Source organism: Streptomyces sp. NPDC029296 (assembly GCF_055569255.1).
Genome location: NZ_JBVHXT010000016.1, coordinates 109,592 through 129,573, shown reverse-complemented (window position 1 = coordinate 129,573; position 19,982 = coordinate 109,592). Strand labels below are relative to the sequence as shown.

Below are 19,982 nucleotides of genomic sequence, written 5' to 3'. Positions count from 1 at the left end.
GTCTGTCACTGCTCCTGGGGGCGCTGGGATTGCCGGGTAGGGGGGAAGTCTGCGGTGTCGGTGGTGCGTACGGCCAGCGACCGGTCCGGATTCAGCCGTACGACGATGTGGCGCCGCCAGTGGGCGTCGTCGCGGTCGGCGCGGTCCTCGCGCCAGTGGCAGCCGCGGGTCTCCTCGCGCAGCCGGGCGGCGGCGACCAGCACCCGGGCCACGCACAGGAGGTTGGTCGCCTCCCACGTGTCCACGCCGGGCTCGGCGGTCTTGCCGTTCTCCTCCAGCGCCTCCCGGGCCTCGGCGTGCAGCCACTGGAGCCGGTCGGCGGCCCGGGCGAGGGACTCCTCGGAGCGCAGGACGCCCGCGCCCTCGGTCATGGCCCGCTGGACGGCGAACCGGGTCTCGGGGGCGAGCAGCGGGTGCGCGGGCCGGTCCGGCTGCGGGACCGGCACGGGCACGCGCGCGTCGAGGGCGCCGTCCGCCCGCGCGGCGGCGATGTCGGCGGCGATCCGCTCGGCGTAGACGAGCCCTTCGAGCAGGGAGTTGGAGGCGAGCCGGTTGGCGCCGTGCACGCCGGTGCACGCGACCTCGCCGCACGCGTACAGGCCGGGCACGGTGGTGCGGCCGTGGGCGTCGGTGCGCACGCCCCCGGAGGCGTAGTGGGCGGCCGGGGCGATCGGGATGGGTTCGGTGACCGGGTCGATGCCGTGGGCGCGGCAGGAGGCCAGGATGGTCGGGAAGCGCTGCTCCCACATCTCGGCGCCGAAGTGCCGCGCGTCCAGGTACATGTGCTCGGCGCCCTGCTCCAGCATCCGCCGCAGGATGCCCTTGGCGACGATGTCCCGGGGCGCCAGCTCGGCCAGCTCGTGCCGGCCGACCATGAAGCGCACGCCGTCGCCGTCGACCAGGTGGGCGCCCTCGCCGCGCACGGCCTCGGAGACCAGCGGCTGCTGGCCCTCGGCGCCCGCGCCGAGGAACAGCACGGTCGGGTGGAACTGCACGAACTCCAGGTCGGAGACCTCGGCGCCCGCGCGCAGCGCCAGCGCCACGCCGTCGCCGGTCGACACCGACGGATTGGTGGTCGCGGAGAACACCTGGCCCATGCCGCCGGTCGCGAGGACCACCGCGGGGGCGTGCACGGCACCCACGCCGTCGTGCTGGCCCTCGCCCATCACGTGCAGGGTGACCCCGGCCGTACGGCCCTCGGCGTCCGTCAGCAGGTCCAGGACGAGCGCGTTCTCGATGGTGTGCAGCCCGCGTGCGCGGACCGCCTCCACCAGGGCGCGGGAGACCTCGGCGCCGGTCGCGTCGCCGCCGGCGTGCGCGATGCGGCGCCGGTGGTGGCCGCCCTCGCGGGTGAGGTGGATGCCGCCCCCGTCGTCGGTGTCGAAGTGGGCGCCGGTGGAGATCAGCCGCCGGACCGCGTCGGGGCCCTCGGTGACGAGGGTCCGTACGGCCTCCTCGTCGCACAGGCCCGCGCCGGCGACGAGGGTGTCCTCCAGGTGCTGTTCGGGGGTGTCGCCCTCGCCGAGGGCGGCGGCGATGCCGCCCTGCGCCCAGCGCGTGGAGCCGTCGTCGAGCCGCGCCTTGGTGACCACGACGGTGGTGAGACCGGCGGCCTCGCAGCGCAGGGCCGCGGTCAGGCCGGCCACACCGGAGCCGACGACGACCACGTCCGCGGAGATGGCCCAGCCGGGGGCGGGCGCGTGCAGTCGTATGCCTGTGCTGGTCACGAGGCGGCTCCGAAGGTGAGGGGGAGGTTGTCGATCAGCCGGGTCGAGCCGACCCGCGCGGCGACGGCGAGGACGGCCTCGCCGGTGAAGTCGTCGCCGATCTCGGTGAAGTCGGCGGGGTCGACCAGCGCCAGGTAGTCCAGCCGCAGCGGCGGGTCGAGGCGGAGTGCCTCGTCCAGGACCTGCTGGGCGGCGGCGCGCACGGCCGCCGGGCCGCCGGGCACGGCGGTGGCCACGGCGTGCGCGTCGGCGGCGGCGCGGGACTCGCCTATGGCGCTGAGCGCTTCGGCACGCGCGTGCGTGGAGGGCACTTCCCGGGCCCGCGCGCGCAGCGCCTCCTGGGCCGCGTGCCGGTCCCGGCCGGCGAACAGCGCGCGGGACAGCGCGAGCGCGGTCCGGCGCTCCCCGGGCGACAGATAGCGGTTGCGGCTGGACAGGGCGAGCCCGTCCTCCTCGCGCACGGTGGGTACGGCGACGATCTCGACGCCGAAGTTCAGGTCCCGCACCATGCGCCGGATCAGGGCGAGCTGCTGGGCGTCCTTCTGCCCGAACAGGGCGACGTCGGGGCGGGTGAGGTGCAGCAGCTTGGCGACGACGGTGAGCATGCCGTCGAAGTGGCCGGGCCGCGCGGCACCCTCCAGGCGCTCGCCCATGGGGCCGGCGCTGACGCGCACCTGGGGCTCGCCGCCGGGGTACACCTCGTCCACGGAGGGCGCGAACACGGCGTCCGCGCCAGCCCGCCCGGCCAGTTCCAGGTCGGCGTCCAGGGTGCGCGGGTAGCGGTCCAGGTCCTCGCCCGCGCCGAACTGGAGCGGGTTGACGAAGACCGTGACGACGACCTCGCCGTCCGGGCCCGCGATCCGTCGCGCGGAGCGGATCAGGGTCGCGTGGCCCTCGTGCAGGGCGCCCATGGTCATCACGACGGCGCGGCGGCCGTGGCGCACGCGCGCGTGCAGCTCTTCGGCGGTGCTCAGCAGGGCGGTGGTCATCGGTCGTTCCCCTCGATGCCGTTCGTGCCGTCGGTGCCGTCGGTGCCGTGGCCCGTGCGGCACCCGTCGGCGAGTACCCCGAGGAGGTCCTCGGCGAGTTCCGGCTTCAGCAGGCCGCCGGCGAGCGCGCGGTCGGCGGTCGCGCGCGCCATCGCCAGATAGCCGGCCACGGTCTGCGGGGCGTGCTTGCGCAGTTCCGTGATGTGCGCGGCGACCGTGCCGGCGTCCCCGCGCGCGACCGGCCCGGTCAGGGCGGCGTCACCGGAGCGCAGCGCGTTGTCCAGGGCGGCGCCGAGCAGCGGGCCGAGCATCCGGTCGGGGGCGCCCACGCCGGCCGTGCGCAGCAGGTCCATGGACTGGGCGACCAGGGTCACCAGGTGGTTGGAGCCGAGGGCGAGGGCCGCGTGGTACAGCGGGCGGTTCTCCTCGCAGATCCACTCCGGCTCGCCGCCCATCTCGATCACCAGGGCCTCGGCGGCCAGCCGCAGTTCCTCCGGCGCGGTGACGCCGAAGGAGCAGCCCGCGAGGCGCTGGACGTCCACCGGGGTGCCGGTGAAGGTCATCGCCGGGTGCAGGGCCAGCGGCAGGGCGCCCGCGCGCAGGGCGGGGTCGAGGACCCTCGCGCCGTAGCGGCCGGAGGTGTGCACCAGCAGCTGTCCCGGCCGCACCGCACCGGTCTCGGCGAGGCCGGCGACCAGGCCGGGCAGGGCGTCGTCGGGGACCGTGAGCAGGACCAGGTCGGCGCGCTGGAGCACCTCGGCGGGCGGCACCAGCGCAACGCCCGGGAGCATGGCCTCGGCGCGCCTGCGGGAGGCGTCGGAGACTCCGGAGACGGCCACCGGGCGGTGCCCGGCGAGCTGGAGGGACGCGGCCAGCGCGGGGCCCACGCGGCCGGCGCCGACGACACCGACGGTGAGCCGCGCGGGGCGGTCCTTGAGGTCTGGCTGGTGGACTGTACTCACGCGACGGAGGCCTTCCCGTTCCAGTCCGCTCTGGGTACCGGACGATTTCTCGTCATGTTAACGCTATCGGGTGCGGCGGCGGCCGGTCGTCCACAGGCTGTGGGTTTGTCCACACCTCCGGGCGGAAATCCGAGCGCCCACGCGCGCGTGGGGCGGCATGATCCGTCCATGACTGATGCGGCGGTACCGGACGGACACGAGGACGACGACCGGCGGGCGGACCCGGAGGACCCCGCGGCGGAGCGGATGCGGCAGCGGCGCCGGGCCGCCTTCGTGAAGGCGGAACGCGTGCTGTCGCGGCCGGGCTACCGGCGCACGATCCGGGAGCGGCTGGCGGTCCTGGAGGCGGCGTCCGGGGTGTACGACCTGGACCGGTACTCGGACGTCTACGGCGACGGGATCGTGGCGGACCTGGAGGAGCGGGTCGCGGCCCTGCTCGGCACGGAGGCCGCCGCGTTCTTCCCGACCGGCACGATGGCCCAGCAGGTGGCCCTGCGCTGCTGGGCGGGCCGCACCGGGAACCCGACGGTGGCCCTGCACGCCCTGGCCCACCCCGAGGTGCACGAACGGCATGCGTTCAGCCAGGTCAGCGGCTTGCGACCGGTGCGGGTGACCGGCGCGCCCCGGCTGCCCACGGCGGCCGAGATACGCGACTTCCCCGAGCCCTTCGGGACGCTGGCGCTGGAGCTGCCCCTCCGGGACGCCGGATTCGTGCTGCCCACCTGGGAGGAGCTGACGGAGGTCGTCGAGGCCGCGCGGGAGCGCGACGCGGTGGTGCACTTCGACGGCGCACGCCTGTGGGAGTGCACGGTCCGCCTCGGCCGGCCCCTGGCGGAGATCGCGGGCCTCGCCGACAGCGTCTACGTGTCGTTCTACAAGTCCCTCGACGGATTCGGCGGCGCCGCGCTGGCCGGCCCGAGGACCCTGGTGGAGGAGGCCAGGACCTGGCGGCACCGGTACGGCGGCGCGGTCTACCAGCAGTTCCCCACCGTGCTGTCCGCGCTCGTCGGGCTGGAGCGCGAGCTGCCCCGGCTGCCGGACTACGTGCGGCACGCGCGCGTGGTCGCCGCCGCGCTGCGCGAGGGCTTCGCCGCGGCCGGCCTCCCGTGGGCCCGCGTGCACCCCGGGGAGCCGCACACCCACGAGTTCCGGGTCTGGCTGCCGTACGACGCCGACGTCCTGACGGAGGCGGCCGTGCGGCAGGCGGAGGAGACGGGCACGTTCCTCTTCGCCGACGCCTGGGACCACGGCGGTCCGGGGCTCGCCTTCACCGAGGTCTCGGTGCGCGCGCAGGGCCTGGACTGGACGGCGGACGACGTACGGGCGGCCGTCGCCGGCTTCGCGCGCCGACTGCCCGACGCGTGACCGGCGCGCACGATGTGCGCGGCCCGCGCACCGGCGCGGCTTGTGCGACGTCGCGCGCCGCTACGACCGCCGGGCCGTCACGACGTCCGCGCCCGCGCGGCCCGCACGCCGTGCGGCACGGAGCACGGGCGGTGGGGGCCACGGTGCGCGAGGCGTCACAGCGCTCTCGGCCGCAGCCACCGGCGCAGGGCGTACCGCAGCCTCCCGCGCGCCGGGCGCCCGGCGATGACGGCGTCGAAGCGCCGGTGCTCCCGCAGTCCGCGCAGCGCGTCCAGGTCGTGCCGGCCCGGCGCGGGCGGTCCGGGCTCGCCGTGCAGACGGGCGCGGTAGGTGTCGAGGAGGTACTGCTGGGTGACGCTCATGACGGATCGCCTTCTCGGGACGTGAACTGATCGGGTGACTGATCGGGCTCCGCGGCTGCCCCGGTGCCTTCAGCCTGCTGTCCGGCCCGCGCGGTTGTCCCGTCGATTGACGGCTGCCGTCAATCGACGGGGGCACTGTCGGTGGTCCGGTGCACGATGGGGGCATGAGCGTGACCATCGACATCACCGGACTGCCGCTGGAGCAGGTCAGCGTCGTGCCGTCTCCGCTGGCGGAACTGGGGATGGCGCTGCACGCGCTGAGCGAGCCCGGCCACCATCCCGACCTGCGGGGCTGGGCGACCGCCGTCTCCTCCCGGCTGGAGCCCTGCCTGGCCGACCGGCTGTGCGAGGCGGACTTCCTGTGGCACTCGACGTTCTCGGACGTCTTCGCCCCGTTCGCCGGCATCCCGGGCGGACGCACGCTGCCCGGGGCCACGCTCGCCGAGGAACTGGACCTGCTGGACAAGCTGACGGACGGGCAGTTCGTCAACGCGGCGCTGGAGTTCACCTGCCAGCTGCGCTACGACGTCCAGGAGACCGGCCCGCTGGAGGACCCGGAACTGCGCCGCCGCTCCCTGGAGCTGGCCGCCGCGCGCGGTGCCGTGCAGGAGCGGTTCACGCGCCGCCTGCTGACCGACCCGCCGGCCGTGCGCGCCTGGTTCCGGCAGCTGATGCTCGACTGCGACGACGCGTTCTTCGCCGACACCTGGGCCCGGATCCAGCCCCAGCTGGCCGCGGACGCCCGGCACAAGACCGAGCTGCTGCGCCGCAAGGGCCTCGGCGAGGCCCTCGCCTCGCTGTCCGCGGCGGTGTCGCTGGACGAGGAGGGCCGGCTGATCAGGGTCGACAAGCTGCTGACCGGCCGCACCGCCACCGGCGACGGCGGCCTGGTCCTGGTGCCGACCAGCCTCGGCTGGCCGCACCTGATGGTCCTGCACCGGTACGGCTGGCAGCCGACGATCACCTATCCCGCGAGCGGCCCCCGGCCGCAGGCCCCGTCCGTCGAGCAGCTCACGCGCCGGCTCGACGCGCTGGCGCACCCGGTGCGGATGCGGCTGTGCCGGCACCTCGCGCGCGCCCCGCACACCACCAGCGAGCTGGCCGACGCGCACGGCATGACGGCGCCCGAGATATCCCGGCACCTGTCGGTGCTGAAGAAGGCGGGCCTGATCACCGACTGCCGGCGCGGCCGGTACGTCCAGCACCAGCTGGACCTGGCCGCGGTGGCCCGGCTGGGCAGCGACTTCATCGAGGGCGTCCTGCGCTGAGCCGCCGTCCCGGAACCGGCCGGGGTGTCAGCCGTGACCGCCCGCGCGCACGAGTCCCGTCTCGTACGCCAGGACGACCACCTGCACCCGGTCCCGGAGGCCGAGCTTGGTCAGGATGCGGCCCACGTGGGTCTTCACCGTGGCCTCGCTCAGTACCAGCCGGGCCGCGATCTCGCCGTTGGACAGGCCCTGGGCGACCAGCACCATGACCTCGCGCTCGCGCTCGGTGAGCCGCTCCAGCTCCTTGTGCCGGGGCTCCTTGCCGGTGGCGGGCAGCATCGGCGCGAAGCGGTCCAGCAGCCGCCGGGTGGTGGAGGGCGCGACGACCGCGTCACCGCTGTGCACGGCGCGGATCGCGGCCAGCAGGTCGCCGGGCGGCACGTCCTTGAGCATGAAGCCGGACGCGCCCGCCTTCAGCCCGGAGAAGGCGTACTCGTCCAGGTCGAACGTGGTCAGGATGAGCACCTTCGGCGGCTCGGGCTCGGAGCAGATCCGCCGGGTGGCCTCCACGCCGTCCAGTTTCGGCATCCGGACGTCCATCAGGATGACGTCGACGGCGGTGGACCGCAGCACCTGGAGGGCCTCCACGCCGTCGCCCGCCTCCGCGACGACGTCCATGTCCGGCTGGGCGTCGAGCACCATCCGGAACCCGGTGCGCAGCAGCACCTGGTCGTCGACGAGCATCACGCGGATCGTCATGGGTCCTCTTCCGTGTCGTCGGCCGCCGTCTCCGGTGGCCGTCCTGGGGGTGCGGTCTCAGGGTGCCGTCTTGCGTGGCGGCGGGGCGCGCGGCGGGGTCAGTGCGCCGGCTTGAGCGGCAGCAGGGCACTGATGCGGAATCCTCCGCCGGGGCGCGGGCCCGCGTCCAGCGTGCCGCCGACCATGCCGACGCGCTCGCGCATGCCGATCAGGCCGTGCCCCCGGCCGTCGGCACCGCCCTCCTCGTACAGCTCGTGCGGGGCGCCCTTGCCGTCGTCCTCGACCAGCAGGCCGAGACCGTCGTCGAAGTAGACCAGGCGCACGCTCGCGCCCGCGCCCGGCCCGCCGTGCTTGCGGGTGTTGGTCAGCGCCTCCTGCACGATCCGGTACGCGGTCAGCTCCACCCCGCTGGGCAGCGGGCGCGGGGTGCCCTCCACCTTGAAGTCGACCGGCAGGCCGGAACCGCGGCACTGCTCGACGAGGTCGTCGATCTGCTCGACGTCGGGCTGCGGGACGTACTCCCCGCTCTCCTGGTGTTCGCCGGTGCGCAGCACGCCCAGCAGGCGGCGCATCTCGGCCAGGGCCTGGCGGCCGGTGGAGGAGATCGTCTCCAGGGCCTTCCTGGCCTGGTCGGGCGCGGTGTCCATGACGTAGGCGGCGCCGTCGGCCTGCACCACCATCACCGACACGTTGTGCGCGACCACGTCGTGCAGCTCGCGTGCGATACGGGCGCGCTCGGCGGCGACCGCGACCTTCGACTGCGCCTCGCGCTCCTTCTCCAGACGGGCCGCGCGCTCCTCCAGCTGGGCGAAGTAGGCACGCCGGGTGCGCATGGAGTCACCGAGCACCCAGGCGAGGACGAAGGGCACCGTCTGGAAGACCGCGATGGCGACCTGCCCGGCGAAGCTGGCCTGCTCCTGCGGCCAGCGGATCTGGGCCACGGCCGCCGCGCAGAGGCTGACGGAGAGGGCGAGCCGGGAGGACCAGCGCGCGCCGACGGCCGCGACCGTGTAGGTGATCACCAGCATGGCGAAGTCGGCGACGGTCGTCTCGACGTCCAGGACCAGCTGGGCCAGCCCGGTCGCCACGGCGACCAGCAGCATCGGCTCCGGGAAGCGGCGGCGCAGCGCCACGACCACGCACAGGACGGCGGACACGGCGATACCGGCGGGCAGCGACCCGTGGTGGTGCGGCGACCCGTCGAAACTGACCTCGCTCATCCCGGACATCCCGAACAGGACGACGGCCCAGAAGGTGTCGACCCAGAACGGGTGGCGGCGGAGGAAGTCATAGAGGCGCTGCACGTAACCCAGCGTAGGGAAACCGGGTGTGTGTAGGGGTCAACCGGAGGGCCGATCCGCGCCCGGCGCGCGTACTCCGCAAGGTGGATGCCGTGATCACCTGTGCGCCTACGCTGGCCCCGTGACGGATGAGACGACCACGGGCGTACGCCGCGGGGAGCCCGGCCCGCGCGGCTGGCGCGCGGCGGCCGGGGCGGCGCTGTACGGGCCGGACGGCTTCTACCGGCGCCCGGAGGGCCCGGCCGGTCACTTCCGTACGTCCGTGCACGCCTCCCCGCTGTTCGCGCGGGCCGTGGCCCGGCTGTTGTGCCGGGTGGACGCGGCGCTCGGGCGCCCCGCCGTGCTGGACTTCGTCGACATGGGCGCCGGGCGGGGGGAACTGGCCGGCGGGGTGCTCGCCGCGCTGCCGGGCGAGGTGGCCGCGCGCACGCGTGCGTACGCCGTCGAACTCGCCGGCCGCCCGCCCGGCCTGGACGAACGGATCGTCTGGCGCGGCGAGCCGCCGGACGCGGTCACCGGGCTGCTGTTCGCCAACGAGTGGCTGGACAACGTCCCCGTGGACGTCGTGGAGGTGGACGCGGCGGGCGTGCCCCGGCTGGTGCTCGTCGCGGAGGACGGCTCCGAGCGGCTCGGGGAGCCCGTGACGGGGGCGGCGGCCGACTGGCTCGCGCGCTGGTGGCCGCTGCCGCCCGAGGAGGGGCTGCGGGCGGAGATCGGGCTGCCCCGGGACCGGGCCTGGGCGGCGGCCGTGGCCCGGGTGACACGGGGACTCGCGGTGGCCGTGGACTACGCGCACACCCTGGACACGCGCCCGCCCTTCGGAACGCTCACCGGCTTCCGCGCGGGCCGGGAGACGGCGCCCGTGCCGGACGGCTCGTGCGACATCACGGCACACGTCGCCCTGGACGCGTGCGCGGCGGAACCGGGCGCGCAGTGCACGCCGTCGGCTCCGGGGCGTACGACACCGCTCACGCGCCCTGGGGCGCCTTCCGTGCCCTCCGCCACGCCCGAGACGGCGCAGGTCACCCCCGAAACGGCGCGCGAGCTTCCCGTTCCACGCCTGCTCACGCAGCGCGCTGCCCTGCGCGCCTTGGACCTCACCGGCGCACGCCCCCCGCTCGCGCTGGCCTCCACGGACCCCTCCGGATATCTGCGCGCCCTCGCGAGCGCCGGGGAGGCCGCCGAACTCACGGCACCGGGCGGCCTGGGCGACTTCGGCTGGCTGCTCCAGCCGGTCGGTGTCCCGGACCCCCTGGAGCCGGGGCGGTAGCGGCCCCGGAGCCGGGGCGGCGGCGACCGGCGGCCTACTTGTCGATGTCGCCGACCACGAAGAACAGCGAGCCCAGGATCGCGACCATGTCCGCCACCAACGTCCCCGGCAGCAGCTCGGTCAGCGCCTGGATGTTGTTGTACGAGGCCGAGCGCAGCTTCAGCCGGTACGGGGTCTTCTCACCCTTGCTGACCAGGTAGTAGCCGTTGATGCCGAGCGGGTTCTCGGTCCACGCGTACGTGTGCCCCTCGGGCGCCTTCAGCACCTTCGGCAGCCGCTGGTTGATCGGGCCGGGCGGCAGCCCGGCGAGCCGGTCCAGGCAGGCGTCGGCGAGGTCCAGGGCGTTGTGGGTCTGCTCCAGCAGCACCTCGAAGCGGGCGAGGCAGTCGCCCTCGGCGCGGGTCACCACCTTCAGGACGTCCTGGAGGGCGCCGTAGGCCAGGTACGGCTCGTCGCGGCGCAGGTCGAAGTCGACGCCCGAGGCGCGCGCGATGGGCCCGCTCACGCCGTAGGCGTGCACCGCCTCGGGCGCGAGCGTCCCCACGCCCCGCGTGCGCCCCCGGAAGATCTCGTTGCCGAGCACCAGGTCGTCGAAGACGTCCATCCGCGAACGCACCGCGGCGACGGCCTCGCGCACGCGTGCCGTCCAGCCCGCCGGCAGATCCTCCTTGAGGCCGCCGACGCGGTTGAACATGTAGTGCATGCGCCCGCCGGAGACCTCCTCCATGACGTTCTGGAGCACCTCACGCTCCCGGAAGGCGTAGAACACCGGCGTGATCCCGCCCAGCTCCAGCGGGTAGGAGCCGAGGAACATCAGGTGGTTCAGCACCCGGTTCAGCTCGGCCAGCAGGGTGCGCGTCCACACCGCCCGCTCCGGGACCTCCATGCCGAGCATCCGCTCCACCGCGAGGACCACGCCCAGCTCGTTCGAGAACGCCGACAGCCAGTCGTGGCGGTTGGCGAGCACGATGATCTGCCGGTAGTCGCGCGCCTCGAACAGCTTCTCGGCACCCCGGTGCATGTATCCGATCACCGGCTCCGCGCGGAGGATGCGCTCCCCGTCCAGCACGAGCTTGAGCCGCAGCACCCCGTGCGTGGACGGGTGCTGGGGCCCGATGTTGAGCACCATGTCGGTGCTCTCCGCCGCGCCGCCGATACCGACCGTGGTCTCCGTCGTAGGAGTCATGGGCCCAGTTTCCCCTACGTAGGCTGGGCCCATGGAAACGGGGAGTCTGGACGGGACCGGAGCGGCGGCGGACCAGCCGGCGTGGCGGCGGCTGGAGCCCGGCCTGCTGCGGGTGCGGCGACTGCTGCTGGTGGTGTGGACGGGGGTGTTCGCGGTGGCGGCCGGGCTGCTGCCGGGGCTCTTCGCGGGGCCCGCGTGGGCGGCGTGCGCGCTGCTGCCGCCGGCGTGCGCCGCCGTGTGCTGGCGGCTGCTGGGGCGCAACTGGCACTCCTGGCGGTACGCCGAGCGCGCCGACGACCTGCTGATCAGCCGCGGTGTCCTGTGGCGCGAGGAGACGGTGGTGCCGTACGGACGGATGCAGCTGGTGGAGGTGACCTCCGGGCCCGTGGAGCGGCGCTTCGGGCTGGCCACCGTGCAGCTGCACACGGCCGCCGCCGCGACCGACGCGACCATCCCCGGCCTGGACCCGGCCGAGGCGGAACGGCTGCGCGACCGGCTCACCGAGCTGGGCGAGGCACGATCGGCGGGCCTGTGACGCCCCCGGACCACGCCGGGGGCGGCATACCGGAGCGTGCGCCCGTCATCGAGCGCCGGCTGCATCCGGTCACGCCCCTGCGCCGGGCGTGGGCGCCGCTCGCCGTGCTGGCCGGCTGGGCCGTGCACGACCCGAACGGCACGCAGGAGCAGCTCGCGCGGCTGACCGACACCATGCTGCTGCTGGGGCTCGCGGTGCTGGTGCCGGCGGCCGGCCTCTACGGCTTCCTGTCCTGGTGGTTCACGCATTACGCCGTCACCGACACCGAGCTGCGGATACGCACCGGACTGCTGTTCCGGCGCACCGCGCACATCCGGCTGGAGCGCGTGCAGGCCGTGGACGTCTCCCGCCCGCTCCTCGCGCGCGTGACGGGCGTCGCCAAGCTGCGCATCGACGTCGTGGGCGCCGACGACAAGGACGAACTGGCCTTCCTCGGCGAGCGCGAAGCGCACGCCCTGCGCGCGGAGCTGCTCGCGCGCGCGGCCGGTTTCGCTCCCGAGACGGCGCGTGAGGTCGGTGAAGCACCGGCGCACGTCCTGCTGCGCGTGCCCCCGCGCGAGCTGGCGCGCTCGTTGGTGCTGACCGGCGCCACCTGGGGCTCGCTGTGCGCCGCGCTGATCGTCCCGACCGTGCTGTGGCTCGTCACGGACAACCTGTGGACGGTCCTCGCCACCGCCCTGCCGCTGCTCGGCACGGCCGGGGCCAGCAGTGTGGGACGGTTCGTCACCGAGTTCGACTGGACGGTGAGCGAGTCCCCGGACGGGCTGCGCATCGACCACGGACTGCTGGACCGGGCGCACGAGACGGTGCCGCCCGGCCGGGTGCAGACCGTGCGGATCGTGGAACCGCTGCTGTGGCGGTGGCGCGGCTGGGTGCGGGTGGAACTGGACGTGGCCGGATCCGACAACTCCGTGCTGATACCGGTCGCCCCGCGCGCGGTCGCCGTATCCGTCCTCGCGCGCGTGCTGCCCGGTATGACGGTGCCGCCGGAGCTGTCGCCCGTGCCGCGCCGGGCCCGGTGGTGCGTACCGGTGTGGTGGCGCGGGCACCGGCTCGCCGTCACCGGCACGGTGTTCGCCGCTCGCAGCGGCCTGCTGTGCCGCCGGCTGTCGCTGGTCCCGCACGCCAAGGTGCAGAGCGTACGGCTCACCCAGGGGCCCTGGGAGCGCTGCTGGAAACTCGCCGACGTACGGGTGGACACCGGGGCGGACAAGACCGTCACGGCCCGGCTGCGCGACGCCGGGGAGGCCGCGCGGCTGCTCGCGGAACAGGCGGAGAGGTCACGCACGGGCCGCCGGGACGCCCCGCCGGACCGCTGGATGACGGCGGGCTGACCGGCACGGGCCCCGGGCCGGGCAGACCACGGGCCCGGCTCCCCCGCGGGAGGACCGGGCCCGTCTCGTCGCCGGCGGCGGCTCAGTAGGCCGCGCTGCGCAGCCCCTGCACGTCGATCTGCTCGGTCTCGTCGTGCGCGGTCAGGTCGATGACCTGGCCGACGCCCCGGGACCGCTCGTCGGCGGGCTTGAACGCGGCCTCGGCCTCGGCCTTGTGCACGGCGAGCGCCTCCGGGCCCACGACATCGGCCAGGTCCTCGTTCTGTACGGCGTCCAGCGCGGCCTTCGGGGCGCCCTTCTGCGAGTCCTTCTGCGTACCGAAGAAGTCGAACCCGCCCTCGGCCACCGGCCGCCGCGCGGGCGCGGGCGACACGACGGCCGCGGCGGGCGGCACCACCGGCCCGGCGCCACCGGCCGGCCGCTCCGCGACGCCCTGCGCCTCGGGAGCGGGCCGGGACGCGGGGGCGGGGCCGCCGGAGCCGGAGTCAGGACTACCGGAGGCGAACCCAGGGGTTCCGGAGACGAAGCCAGGGGTTCCGGACGCGGGCCCGGCGGTCTCGGACGGCGCCCCGGCGGCGGTCAGGGGAGCGGCCCCGGACACGGGAGCAACGCCGGAAGCGGACGCGACTCCGGGCACGGGAGCCGACCCGGACACGGAAGCAGCCCCGGACACAGGAGCGGCCCCGGACACGGGAGCCGGCCCGGACACGGGAGCCGGCCCGGACACGGGAGTGGGAGCAGCCCCCGAAGCGGAAGCACCCTGGGACGCGGAAGCAGACCCGGGCACGGAGGCAGGAGCCGACCCGGACACGGAAGCAGCCCCGGACACAGGAGCGGCCCCAGACACGGGAGCCGACCCGGACACGGGAGCAGCCCCCGAAGCGGAAGCACCCTGGGACGCGGAAGCAGACCCGGACACGGAAGCAGACCCGGACACGGAAGCAGACCCGGGCGCGGGAGCCGACCCGGGCTGAGGGACGTACCCCGTCCCGGCGGCGGGAACGGCCACCGTTCCCGGGACGGACCCGGCGACGGGAACCGGCCTGGCCCCGCCGTCCACGACGGCCCCGGCCGCACCCCCGGCGCCCTCGGGGGTCTCCTGCCCGGAGACCCGCGCCGGGCCGGCCACGGGCGCCGTCGCCCCCGGCGTCCCGGACACGAACGCCTCCGCCTCGGGCGTTCCCGCACGAAGCCCGGTCGCGCCGGGCTCCCCCGTCACCGCGTCCGGCGTGGCCGGCTCCCCCGTCGCGGTCCGAAGCGCCCCGGACTCCGCGGTCGCGGTCTCGGGAGCCCCGGGCTCCCCCGGCGCGTCCCCCGCGGGGCCGGCCTCCGCCGGTGTGTCCCCCTGGCCGCGCGGGCCGTCGCCGTCCCCCGGCTCGTGCGGGGGCTCGCGGTCGAAGCGGGACAGCGCCGTGAGGGCCCGGCGGTACAGGCGGGCGCCCTCGGGGGAGAAGACCGCGGGGGCCGCCGGGGCGGGCGCGGGCGGCAGGGCCGGGGCCGACGGACGGGCGGGCCCCGGTTCCGGTGCCGTCGTCTCGAGTTCCAGCAGCCGGCGGCCCTCCAGGGCGCTGGCCCGCTCGGTCTCGGCGGTGGCGTACCGGCGCAGCAGGGCCGCGTGCTCGTTGCGCAGGCCGGCCAGCTCGGCGCGCTTGGCGCGCAGCCGCTGTTCCAGCTTCGCGCGCAGCTCGCGGGACTCCTCCAGGTCGGTCTCCAGTTCGGCGACGCGCTCCTCGAAGCGCCATTCGTCACCGGCACGCGCACGCGTCAGCTCGGCGACCCGCCGGCCCGCCCGCACGTCCCATCGGCGCATCACGAACGCGCCGAGGACCGACGTGGCCGCCGCCGCGGCGGCCAGCGCCCGCAACACCGTGGCCTCGGAGAACACCCAGGGGGCCGACGCACAGACGACGGAGACGCCGGCGATCGCCGAGGGAGGCAACAGCCGGTGCAGGGGGGAGGAATGGCGGTGGCGTCCACGTGGCATGGCCAGAAACTTACCGCGCGTAGGTGAATCATGGGCCCCGGGCCGTAAAAACACGGCCACACCGGGGGCTTCACGAGCCGTCAGGGCGCCCGCCGGCTCAGCGCTCGGAGAGCCGCCCGCTGATCCACTGGAGCGTCGGCGGGATCTCGCGCCGCCAGGTGTTGAAGTTGTGGCCGCCGCTGTCGAGGATGATCGACGAGATCCGGGTCCGGCCGGTGGCCCGCACCCGCCGGATGAAGTCCAGCGTGGACTTGTAGTTGTGCTCGCCGACCTTGCTGCTGGTGACGAGCAGCGAGGTGTCCGGCGCGGGCTCGTGCCGCAGCAGCCAGAACAGGTCGGCGCGGTCGCGCAGCCCGGCGTCGCCGTGGAAGAGGTCGCCGGTCGTGGGGTCGATCGGCGCCTTGTAGTACGGCGACAGGCCCGCGCCGGCCGCGTACACGTCCGGGTGGTGCATGGCGAGCTTGAGCGCGCAGTAGCCGCCGGTGGAGTCGCCGATGACGCCCCAGCCGCCCGGCCGCCCGGCGGACCGGTAGTGGCCGCGGACGGCGTCCGGCAGATCCTTGGCGAAGAACGTCTCCGTCCGCGGCCCGCCCGGAACGTCGACGCACTCGGTGTCCCGCGGCGGTGCCACGGTCGGCCGCATCATCACCAGGATCATCGGCTGCGCCCGGCCGTCCCCGGCCAGCCGCTGCGCGGTGCTCGGATAGTCCAGCTTGTCGACCAGCGCCCGCGCGGTGCCCGGGTAGCCGGTCAGCACGACGGCCGTCGGGAAGGTGCGGGTGCGGTACTGCGGCTGGAAGTACTCCGGCGGCAGGTACACGTACGCCGGGGTCGCGATGCGGGTCGTACGGCCGACGATGTCCACCTTCTGGATCTGCCCGCCCCGCTCCGGCCGCGTGGCGCGCACGCCGGGCACCTCGGAGGTGGAGGTCACCCGGAGCGGGCCGCCGGCCGTGCCGTCGGCCGCGTGGTCGACGACCACGCCCTGCCCGGTCTCCGTGCCGAACAGGTCGGCCCAGCTGGCGTAGAAGCCGAAGGCCTGGTTGGCGGCGAGGCCGACGGAGACGAAGAGGGCCACCTGGGTGGACAGCAGCAGGCCGATCCGCCCGCTGACGGTCCGCCAGCTCTGCCGGGCCAGGCGCGGCCACAGCCACACCGTGCCGATGAACAGCACGGCGGCGATCGCTATCGCCAGCCACAGCACTGTGTTGCTCGTGAGACCCATGGGGTGTTCCCTGCCTGCGCTTTCCGCCCGCGCCGTGCCCACGCCTGGTGCGTGCGCTTGCCCGGGGCTTTCCTTGCCCTTTGACCCGACTTTCCGGTGGGGAGTGAACCTCCCTCCCCCAGACACCGTCCTAGAGGGCGCAATGTCGCCGGATGCCCCGATCGGCACCGGGTTCAAGGTCTCTCGCACAACTACGGGATGCGATGTCTGTCAGGATAGATGGGGAAGTGTCGGGCGGGGTTCTGAGCCGATCAAGCCGTGGACGGCGCCTGCTGCGCGGTCCGCGCCCCGAGGCCGTTCCCGTTCTGGTCGGCCGGGCGGCCACGCTCGTGGGCCTCCTGGACATCGCCGCGGGTGTCTTCCCGCGCTTCAGGCACAGCCGTATGCACGCCCTGGCCGAGGTGCTGCCGGGCTCGTTCGGGCCGTTCGCGGCGGCGCTCTCGCTCAGCTCGGGCGTGCTGTTGCTGCTGCTCGCGCACGGGCTCAAGCGGCGCAAGCGCCGGGCGTGGCGGGCCGCGGTGGCGCTGCTCCCGGTGGGCGCGGCGGCGCAGTTCGCGTACCGGCACTCGCTCGTCGGCGCGCTCATCGCGGTCGCCCTGCTCGTGCCCCTGCTGCGCCACCGGGACCAGTTCGGCGCCCTGCCGGACCCGCGCAGCCGGTGGCGCGCCCTCGCGAACTTCGTACTGATGAGCGCCGGTTCGGTCCTGCTCGGACTCCTCATCGTGAGCGTCCACCCGGGCCGCACGATCGGCGACCCGAGCCTGGCCGACCGGCTGACGCACGTCATCTACGGCCTGTTCGGCTTCGAGGGCCCGGTCGACTACCAGGGCAACACCTCCTGGACGGTGGCCTTCTCCCTCGGCGCGCTCGGCTGGATCACCGCGGCGACCACCGCCTACCTGGCCTTCCGCCCGGAGCACCCGGCCGCGCGCCTCACCGAGGACGACGAGGTGAGGCTGCGCGCCCTGCTGGAGCGGCACGGCGGGCGGGACTCGCTCGGCCACTTCGCGCTGCGCCGCGACAAGGCCGTGGTGTTCTCCCCGAGCGGCAAGGCCGCGGTCACCTACCGGGTCGTCTCCGGTGTGATGCTCGCCAGCGGCGACCCCATCGGGGACGTCGAGGCCTGGCCGGGTGCCATCGAGCGCTTCATGGACGAGGCCCGGGCCCACTCCTGGACGCCCGCCGTCATGGGCTGTTCGGAGACCGGCGGCGAGGTGTGGACCCGCGAGACCGGCCTGGACGCCCTGGAGCTGGGCGACGAGGCGGTGGTGGACGTGGCGGATTTCTCGCTCGCCGGACGCGCGATGCGCAACGTGCGCCAGATGGTCAAGCGCATCGAGCGGGCCGGCTACGAAACCCGGGTCCGGCGCATCCGTGACCTCGGGGACGCGGAGCTGGAACGGATCCGCCGGGCGGCGGAGGACTGGCGCGGCACGGACACCGAGCGCGGCTTCTCCATGGCGCTCGGCCGCATCGGCGACCCGGCCGACGGCGACTGCCTGATCGCCACCGCGCACAAGCAGGACGACGAGCCGGGCGAGTACGGTGACCTGAAGGCCATCCTGCACTTCGTGCCGTGGGGTGGGGACGGCGTCTCGCTGGACCTGATGCGCCGCGACCGCGCCGCCGACCCGGGCATGAACGAGCTGCTGATCGTCGCCGCCCTCCAGGCCGCCCCGAAGTTCGGCATCGCCCGGGTCTCGCTGAACTTCGCGATGTTCCGTTCCGCCCTCGCGCGCGGGGAGAAGATCGGCGCCGGTCCGGTGCTGCGCGCCTGGCGCGGGCTGCTCGTGTTCCTCTCGCGCTGGTTCCAGATCGAGTCGCTGTACAAGTTCAACGCCAAGTTCCAGCCACGCTGGGAGCCGCGGTTCGTGGTCTACCGGGCCCCCGCCGACCTGCCCCGCATCGGCTTCGCCGCCATGCAGGCGGAGGGCTTCGTCAACCTCGCCGTGCCGCTGCCGCGCTTCCTGCGCCGGCGCCGGCCCGCCGCCGGGCGCCCGTGCGCGCACGTGGGCGAGCGCGACGTCCGGGCCGCCTGAGCCCCGGGCACCGGGCGGTACGGCCCGGCGACCGGCCCCGCGCGGCCCCCTCCCCCGAGGGGGCCGCCGCGCGTTCCCGGCACCGACCTGGGCCTACGCTGAACGTATGAACAGCATCAGCGGGCGCGGCCGGGTGGCCGGCCTTCCGGCATGGGACCGGTGCGCGGTCATGGGGGTCGTGAACGTCACCCCCGACTCCTTCTCCGACGGCGGCCGCTGGTTCGACACCACCGTCGCCGTCAAGCACGGCCTGGACCTGGTCGCCGAGGGCGCGGACCTGGTCGACGTGGGCGGCGAGTCCACCCGGCCCGGCGCCACCCGCGTGGACGAGGCCGAGGAGCTGCGCCGGGTCGTCCCCGTGGTGCGCGGCCTGGCCTCCGAAGGCGTCGTCGTCTCCGTCGACACCATGCGCGCCTCCGTCGCCGAGCAGTCCCTCGCGGCCGGCGCCGCCCTCGTCAACGACGTCAGCGGCGGCCTCGCCGACCCCGCGATGATCCCCGTGGTGGCCGCCGCGGGCGCCCCCTTCGTCGTCATGCACTGGCGCGGTTTCCTCCAGGGCGGCAATGTCAAGGGGGTCTACGAGGACGTCGTCGGCGAAGTCGTCACGGAGCTGCACGCGCGCGTGGAGGCCGTGCTCGCCGGCGGCATCGCCCCGGACCGCGTCGTCGTCGACCCGGGCCTCGGCTTCTCCAAGGAGGCCGGCCACGATCTCGCCCTCCTCGCCCACCTGGACCGGCTGCGCGCCCTCGGGCACCCCCTGCTGGTCGCCGCGTCCCGCAAGCGGTTCCTCGGCCGGGTCCTGGCCGGGCCGCAGGGCGCGCCCCCGCCCGCCCGGGAGCGCGACGCGGCCACGGCCGCCGTCTCCGCGCTCGCCGCGCAGGCGGGCGCCTGGGCGGTGCGCGTCCACGAGGTGCGCGCCACGGCGGACGCGGTACGGGTCGCGCGGGCCGTGGCCGAGGCGCGCGGCACGGCGCGCACGCCCGGCGCGGACGACGAGCGCGGGCCGGAAGGAGCCCGGTGAGCGCCCCCCACACCGACGTCGAGCAGGTGGAGGCCGCCAACACCGCCTTTTACGAGGCGCTGGAACGCGGCGACTTCGAAGAGGTCTCCGGCCTCTGGCTGACGCCCGCGGACCTGGGCGTGGACGAGACGTACCACGACCCCGCGGACTCCGGCGTGGTCTCCTGCGTGCACCCCGGCTGGCCGGTGCTGACCGGCCGCGGCGAGGTCCTCAGGTCGTACGCCCTGATCATGGCGAACACCGACTACATCCAGTTCTTCCTGACCGATGTGCACGTCTCCGTGACCGGTGACACGGCCCTGGTGACGTGCACGGAGAACATCCTCAGCGGCGGGCCCGCCCCGGAGGAGGGCGCGGAGCTGGGGCCGCTGGTGGGCCAGCTCGTCGTCGCCACCAACGTGTTCCGGCGCACCCCCACCGGCTGGAAGCTCTGGTCGCACCACGCCTCCCCCGTGCTGACCGAGAGCGCCGAGGACGACGAGAACGGCGGCGTGAATGGCGTGAATCCGGACGACGGCCCCCTCGCCTGACCGGGTACCCGGACCCACGAGGGACGGCAGGCGCGGTACGGGAGCGGGCCCCGGACCGGCCCGGCCGGACGGCGGCCGGCACCGGTCACGGGCACGTGGCCGGAATCACCTACCCCCGGGTAGCAGCGGCTACGGGCCCGTGACAGGGTCGGGTTCCGCAGGGGAAACCGCCGGTGAACCCTCCG

General features: G+C 75.0%; 17 protein-coding genes. 8 read left to right on the top strand and 9 right to left on the bottom strand.

Annotated elements, in window-relative coordinates; genetic code table 11:
* Positions 1-5: 5 nt before the first annotated feature.
* From ACZ4W9_RS16500 to ACZ4W9_RS16490, 3 genes are read right to left on the bottom strand one after another with little or no spacing between them, the layout of a single operon-like run.
* Positions 6-1,727, bottom strand: a complete 1,722-nt coding sequence (locus tag ACZ4W9_RS16500; protein WP_467936150.1) for an L-aspartate oxidase — start codon at positions 1,725-1,727, stop codon at positions 6-8.
* A complete protein-coding gene (gene panC, locus ACZ4W9_RS16495; protein ID WP_467936148.1) occupies positions 1,724-2,716 on the bottom strand; it encodes a pantoate--beta-alanine ligase in 993 nt (330 codons plus the stop codon). Before panC ends, ACZ4W9_RS16500 begins: the two co-directional genes overlap by 4 nt.
* Positions 2,713-3,678, bottom strand: a complete 966-nt coding sequence (locus tag ACZ4W9_RS16490; RefSeq protein ID WP_467936146.1) for a Rossmann-like and DUF2520 domain-containing protein — start codon at positions 3,676-3,678, stop codon at positions 2,713-2,715. The genes panC and ACZ4W9_RS16490 overlap by 4 nt, the downstream gene beginning before the upstream one ends.
* A 168-nt stretch (positions 3,679-3,846) precedes the next feature.
* Here ACZ4W9_RS16490 and ACZ4W9_RS16485 point away from each other — a divergent pair, with 168 nt between their 5' ends.
* Positions 3,847-5,043 (top strand): threonine aldolase family protein, encoded by a 1,197-nt coding sequence (locus ACZ4W9_RS16485; RefSeq protein ID WP_467936144.1) that lies wholly within the window; start codon positions 3,847-3,849, stop codon positions 5,041-5,043.
* A gap of 155 nt (positions 5,044-5,198) precedes the next feature.
* On the opposite strand, the gene ACZ4W9_RS16480 is transcribed toward ACZ4W9_RS16485, so the two are convergent.
* Positions 5,199-5,405 (bottom strand): hypothetical protein, encoded by a 207-nt coding sequence (locus tag ACZ4W9_RS16480; protein ID WP_467936143.1) that lies wholly within the window; start codon positions 5,403-5,405, stop codon positions 5,199-5,201.
* 164 nt (positions 5,406-5,569) lie between these two features.
* On the opposite strand from ACZ4W9_RS16480, the gene ACZ4W9_RS16475 reads away from it, so the two are divergent.
* Complete coding sequence (locus ACZ4W9_RS16475) at positions 5,570-6,673, top strand: DUF5937 family protein (protein WP_467936141.1); 1,104 nt, start codon at positions 5,570-5,572, stop codon at positions 6,671-6,673.
* A 27-nt stretch (positions 6,674-6,700) separates the two neighbouring features.
* On the opposite strand, the gene ACZ4W9_RS16470 is transcribed toward ACZ4W9_RS16475, so the two are convergent.
* Both ACZ4W9_RS16470 and ACZ4W9_RS16465 read right to left on the bottom strand, forming a co-directional pair.
* Complete coding sequence (locus ACZ4W9_RS16470; RefSeq protein ID WP_467936139.1) at positions 6,701-7,372, bottom strand: response regulator; 672 nt, start codon at positions 7,370-7,372, stop codon at positions 6,701-6,703.
* Positions 7,373-7,470: 98 nt separating this feature from the next.
* Positions 7,471-8,676: a sensor histidine kinase gene (locus tag ACZ4W9_RS16465; protein WP_467936137.1), complete on the bottom strand. Its 1,206-nt coding sequence runs from the start codon at positions 8,674-8,676 to the stop codon at positions 7,471-7,473.
* 118 nt (positions 8,677-8,794) lie between these two features.
* Between ACZ4W9_RS16465 and ACZ4W9_RS16460 the strand changes: the two genes are divergently transcribed.
* Positions 8,795-9,943: an SAM-dependent methyltransferase gene (locus tag ACZ4W9_RS16460; RefSeq protein ID WP_467936135.1), complete on the top strand. Its 1,149-nt coding sequence runs from the start codon at positions 8,795-8,797 to the stop codon at positions 9,941-9,943.
* 34 nt (positions 9,944-9,977) lie between these two features.
* Here ACZ4W9_RS16460 and ACZ4W9_RS16455 read toward each other — a convergent pair whose 3' ends face one another.
* Complete coding sequence (locus tag ACZ4W9_RS16455; protein WP_467936133.1) at positions 9,978-11,129, bottom strand: NADH-quinone oxidoreductase subunit D; 1,152 nt, start codon at positions 11,127-11,129, stop codon at positions 9,978-9,980.
* Between the two features lie 31 nt (positions 11,130-11,160).
* Here ACZ4W9_RS16455 and ACZ4W9_RS16450 point away from each other — a divergent pair, with 31 nt between their 5' ends.
* Complete coding sequence (locus ACZ4W9_RS16450; RefSeq protein WP_467936131.1) at positions 11,161-11,664, top strand: PH domain-containing protein; 504 nt, start codon at positions 11,161-11,163, stop codon at positions 11,662-11,664.
* Positions 11,661-12,998: a PH domain-containing protein gene (locus ACZ4W9_RS16445; protein ID WP_467936129.1), complete on the top strand. Its 1,338-nt coding sequence runs from the start codon at positions 11,661-11,663 to the stop codon at positions 12,996-12,998. Before ACZ4W9_RS16450 ends, ACZ4W9_RS16445 begins: the two co-directional genes overlap by 4 nt.
* Before the next feature lie 82 nt (positions 12,999-13,080).
* On the opposite strand, the gene ACZ4W9_RS16440 is transcribed toward ACZ4W9_RS16445, so the two are convergent.
* Together ACZ4W9_RS16440 and ACZ4W9_RS16435 are read right to left on the bottom strand one after the other, a co-directional pair.
* Positions 13,081-14,982, bottom strand: coding sequence for a hypothetical protein (locus ACZ4W9_RS16440; protein WP_467936127.1), 1,902 nt, complete (start codon positions 14,980-14,982; stop codon positions 13,081-13,083).
* A gap of 97 nt (positions 14,983-15,079) precedes the next feature.
* Positions 15,080-16,207: an alpha/beta hydrolase gene (locus ACZ4W9_RS16435; protein WP_467936125.1), complete on the bottom strand. Its 1,128-nt coding sequence runs from the start codon at positions 16,205-16,207 to the stop codon at positions 15,080-15,082.
* Positions 16,208-16,434: 227 nt separating this feature from the next.
* On the opposite strand from ACZ4W9_RS16435, the gene ACZ4W9_RS16430 reads away from it, so the two are divergent.
* The 3 genes from ACZ4W9_RS16430 to ACZ4W9_RS16420 all read left to right on the top strand — a co-directional run bounded on the left by ACZ4W9_RS16430 (position 16,435) and on the right by ACZ4W9_RS16420 (position 19,797).
* Entirely contained in the window at positions 16,435-18,246 is a 1,812-nt protein-coding gene (locus ACZ4W9_RS16430) for a phosphatidylglycerol lysyltransferase domain-containing protein (protein ID WP_467936123.1), read from the top strand.
* A 106-nt stretch (positions 18,247-18,352) separates the two neighbouring features.
* Positions 18,353-19,267 carry a dihydropteroate synthase gene (gene folP / locus ACZ4W9_RS16425; protein ID WP_467936121.1) on the top strand — a complete coding sequence of 305 codons (915 nt, stop codon included), beginning with the start codon at positions 18,353-18,355 and terminating at the stop codon, positions 19,265-19,267.
* The gene (locus tag ACZ4W9_RS16420) at positions 19,264-19,797 is read left to right on the top strand and encodes a nuclear transport factor 2 family protein (protein ID WP_467936119.1); all 534 of its coding nucleotides are present in this window, start codon (positions 19,264-19,266) and stop codon (positions 19,795-19,797) included. The genes folP and ACZ4W9_RS16420 overlap by 4 nt, the downstream gene beginning before the upstream one ends.
* Positions 19,798-19,982: the final 185 nt, after the last annotated feature.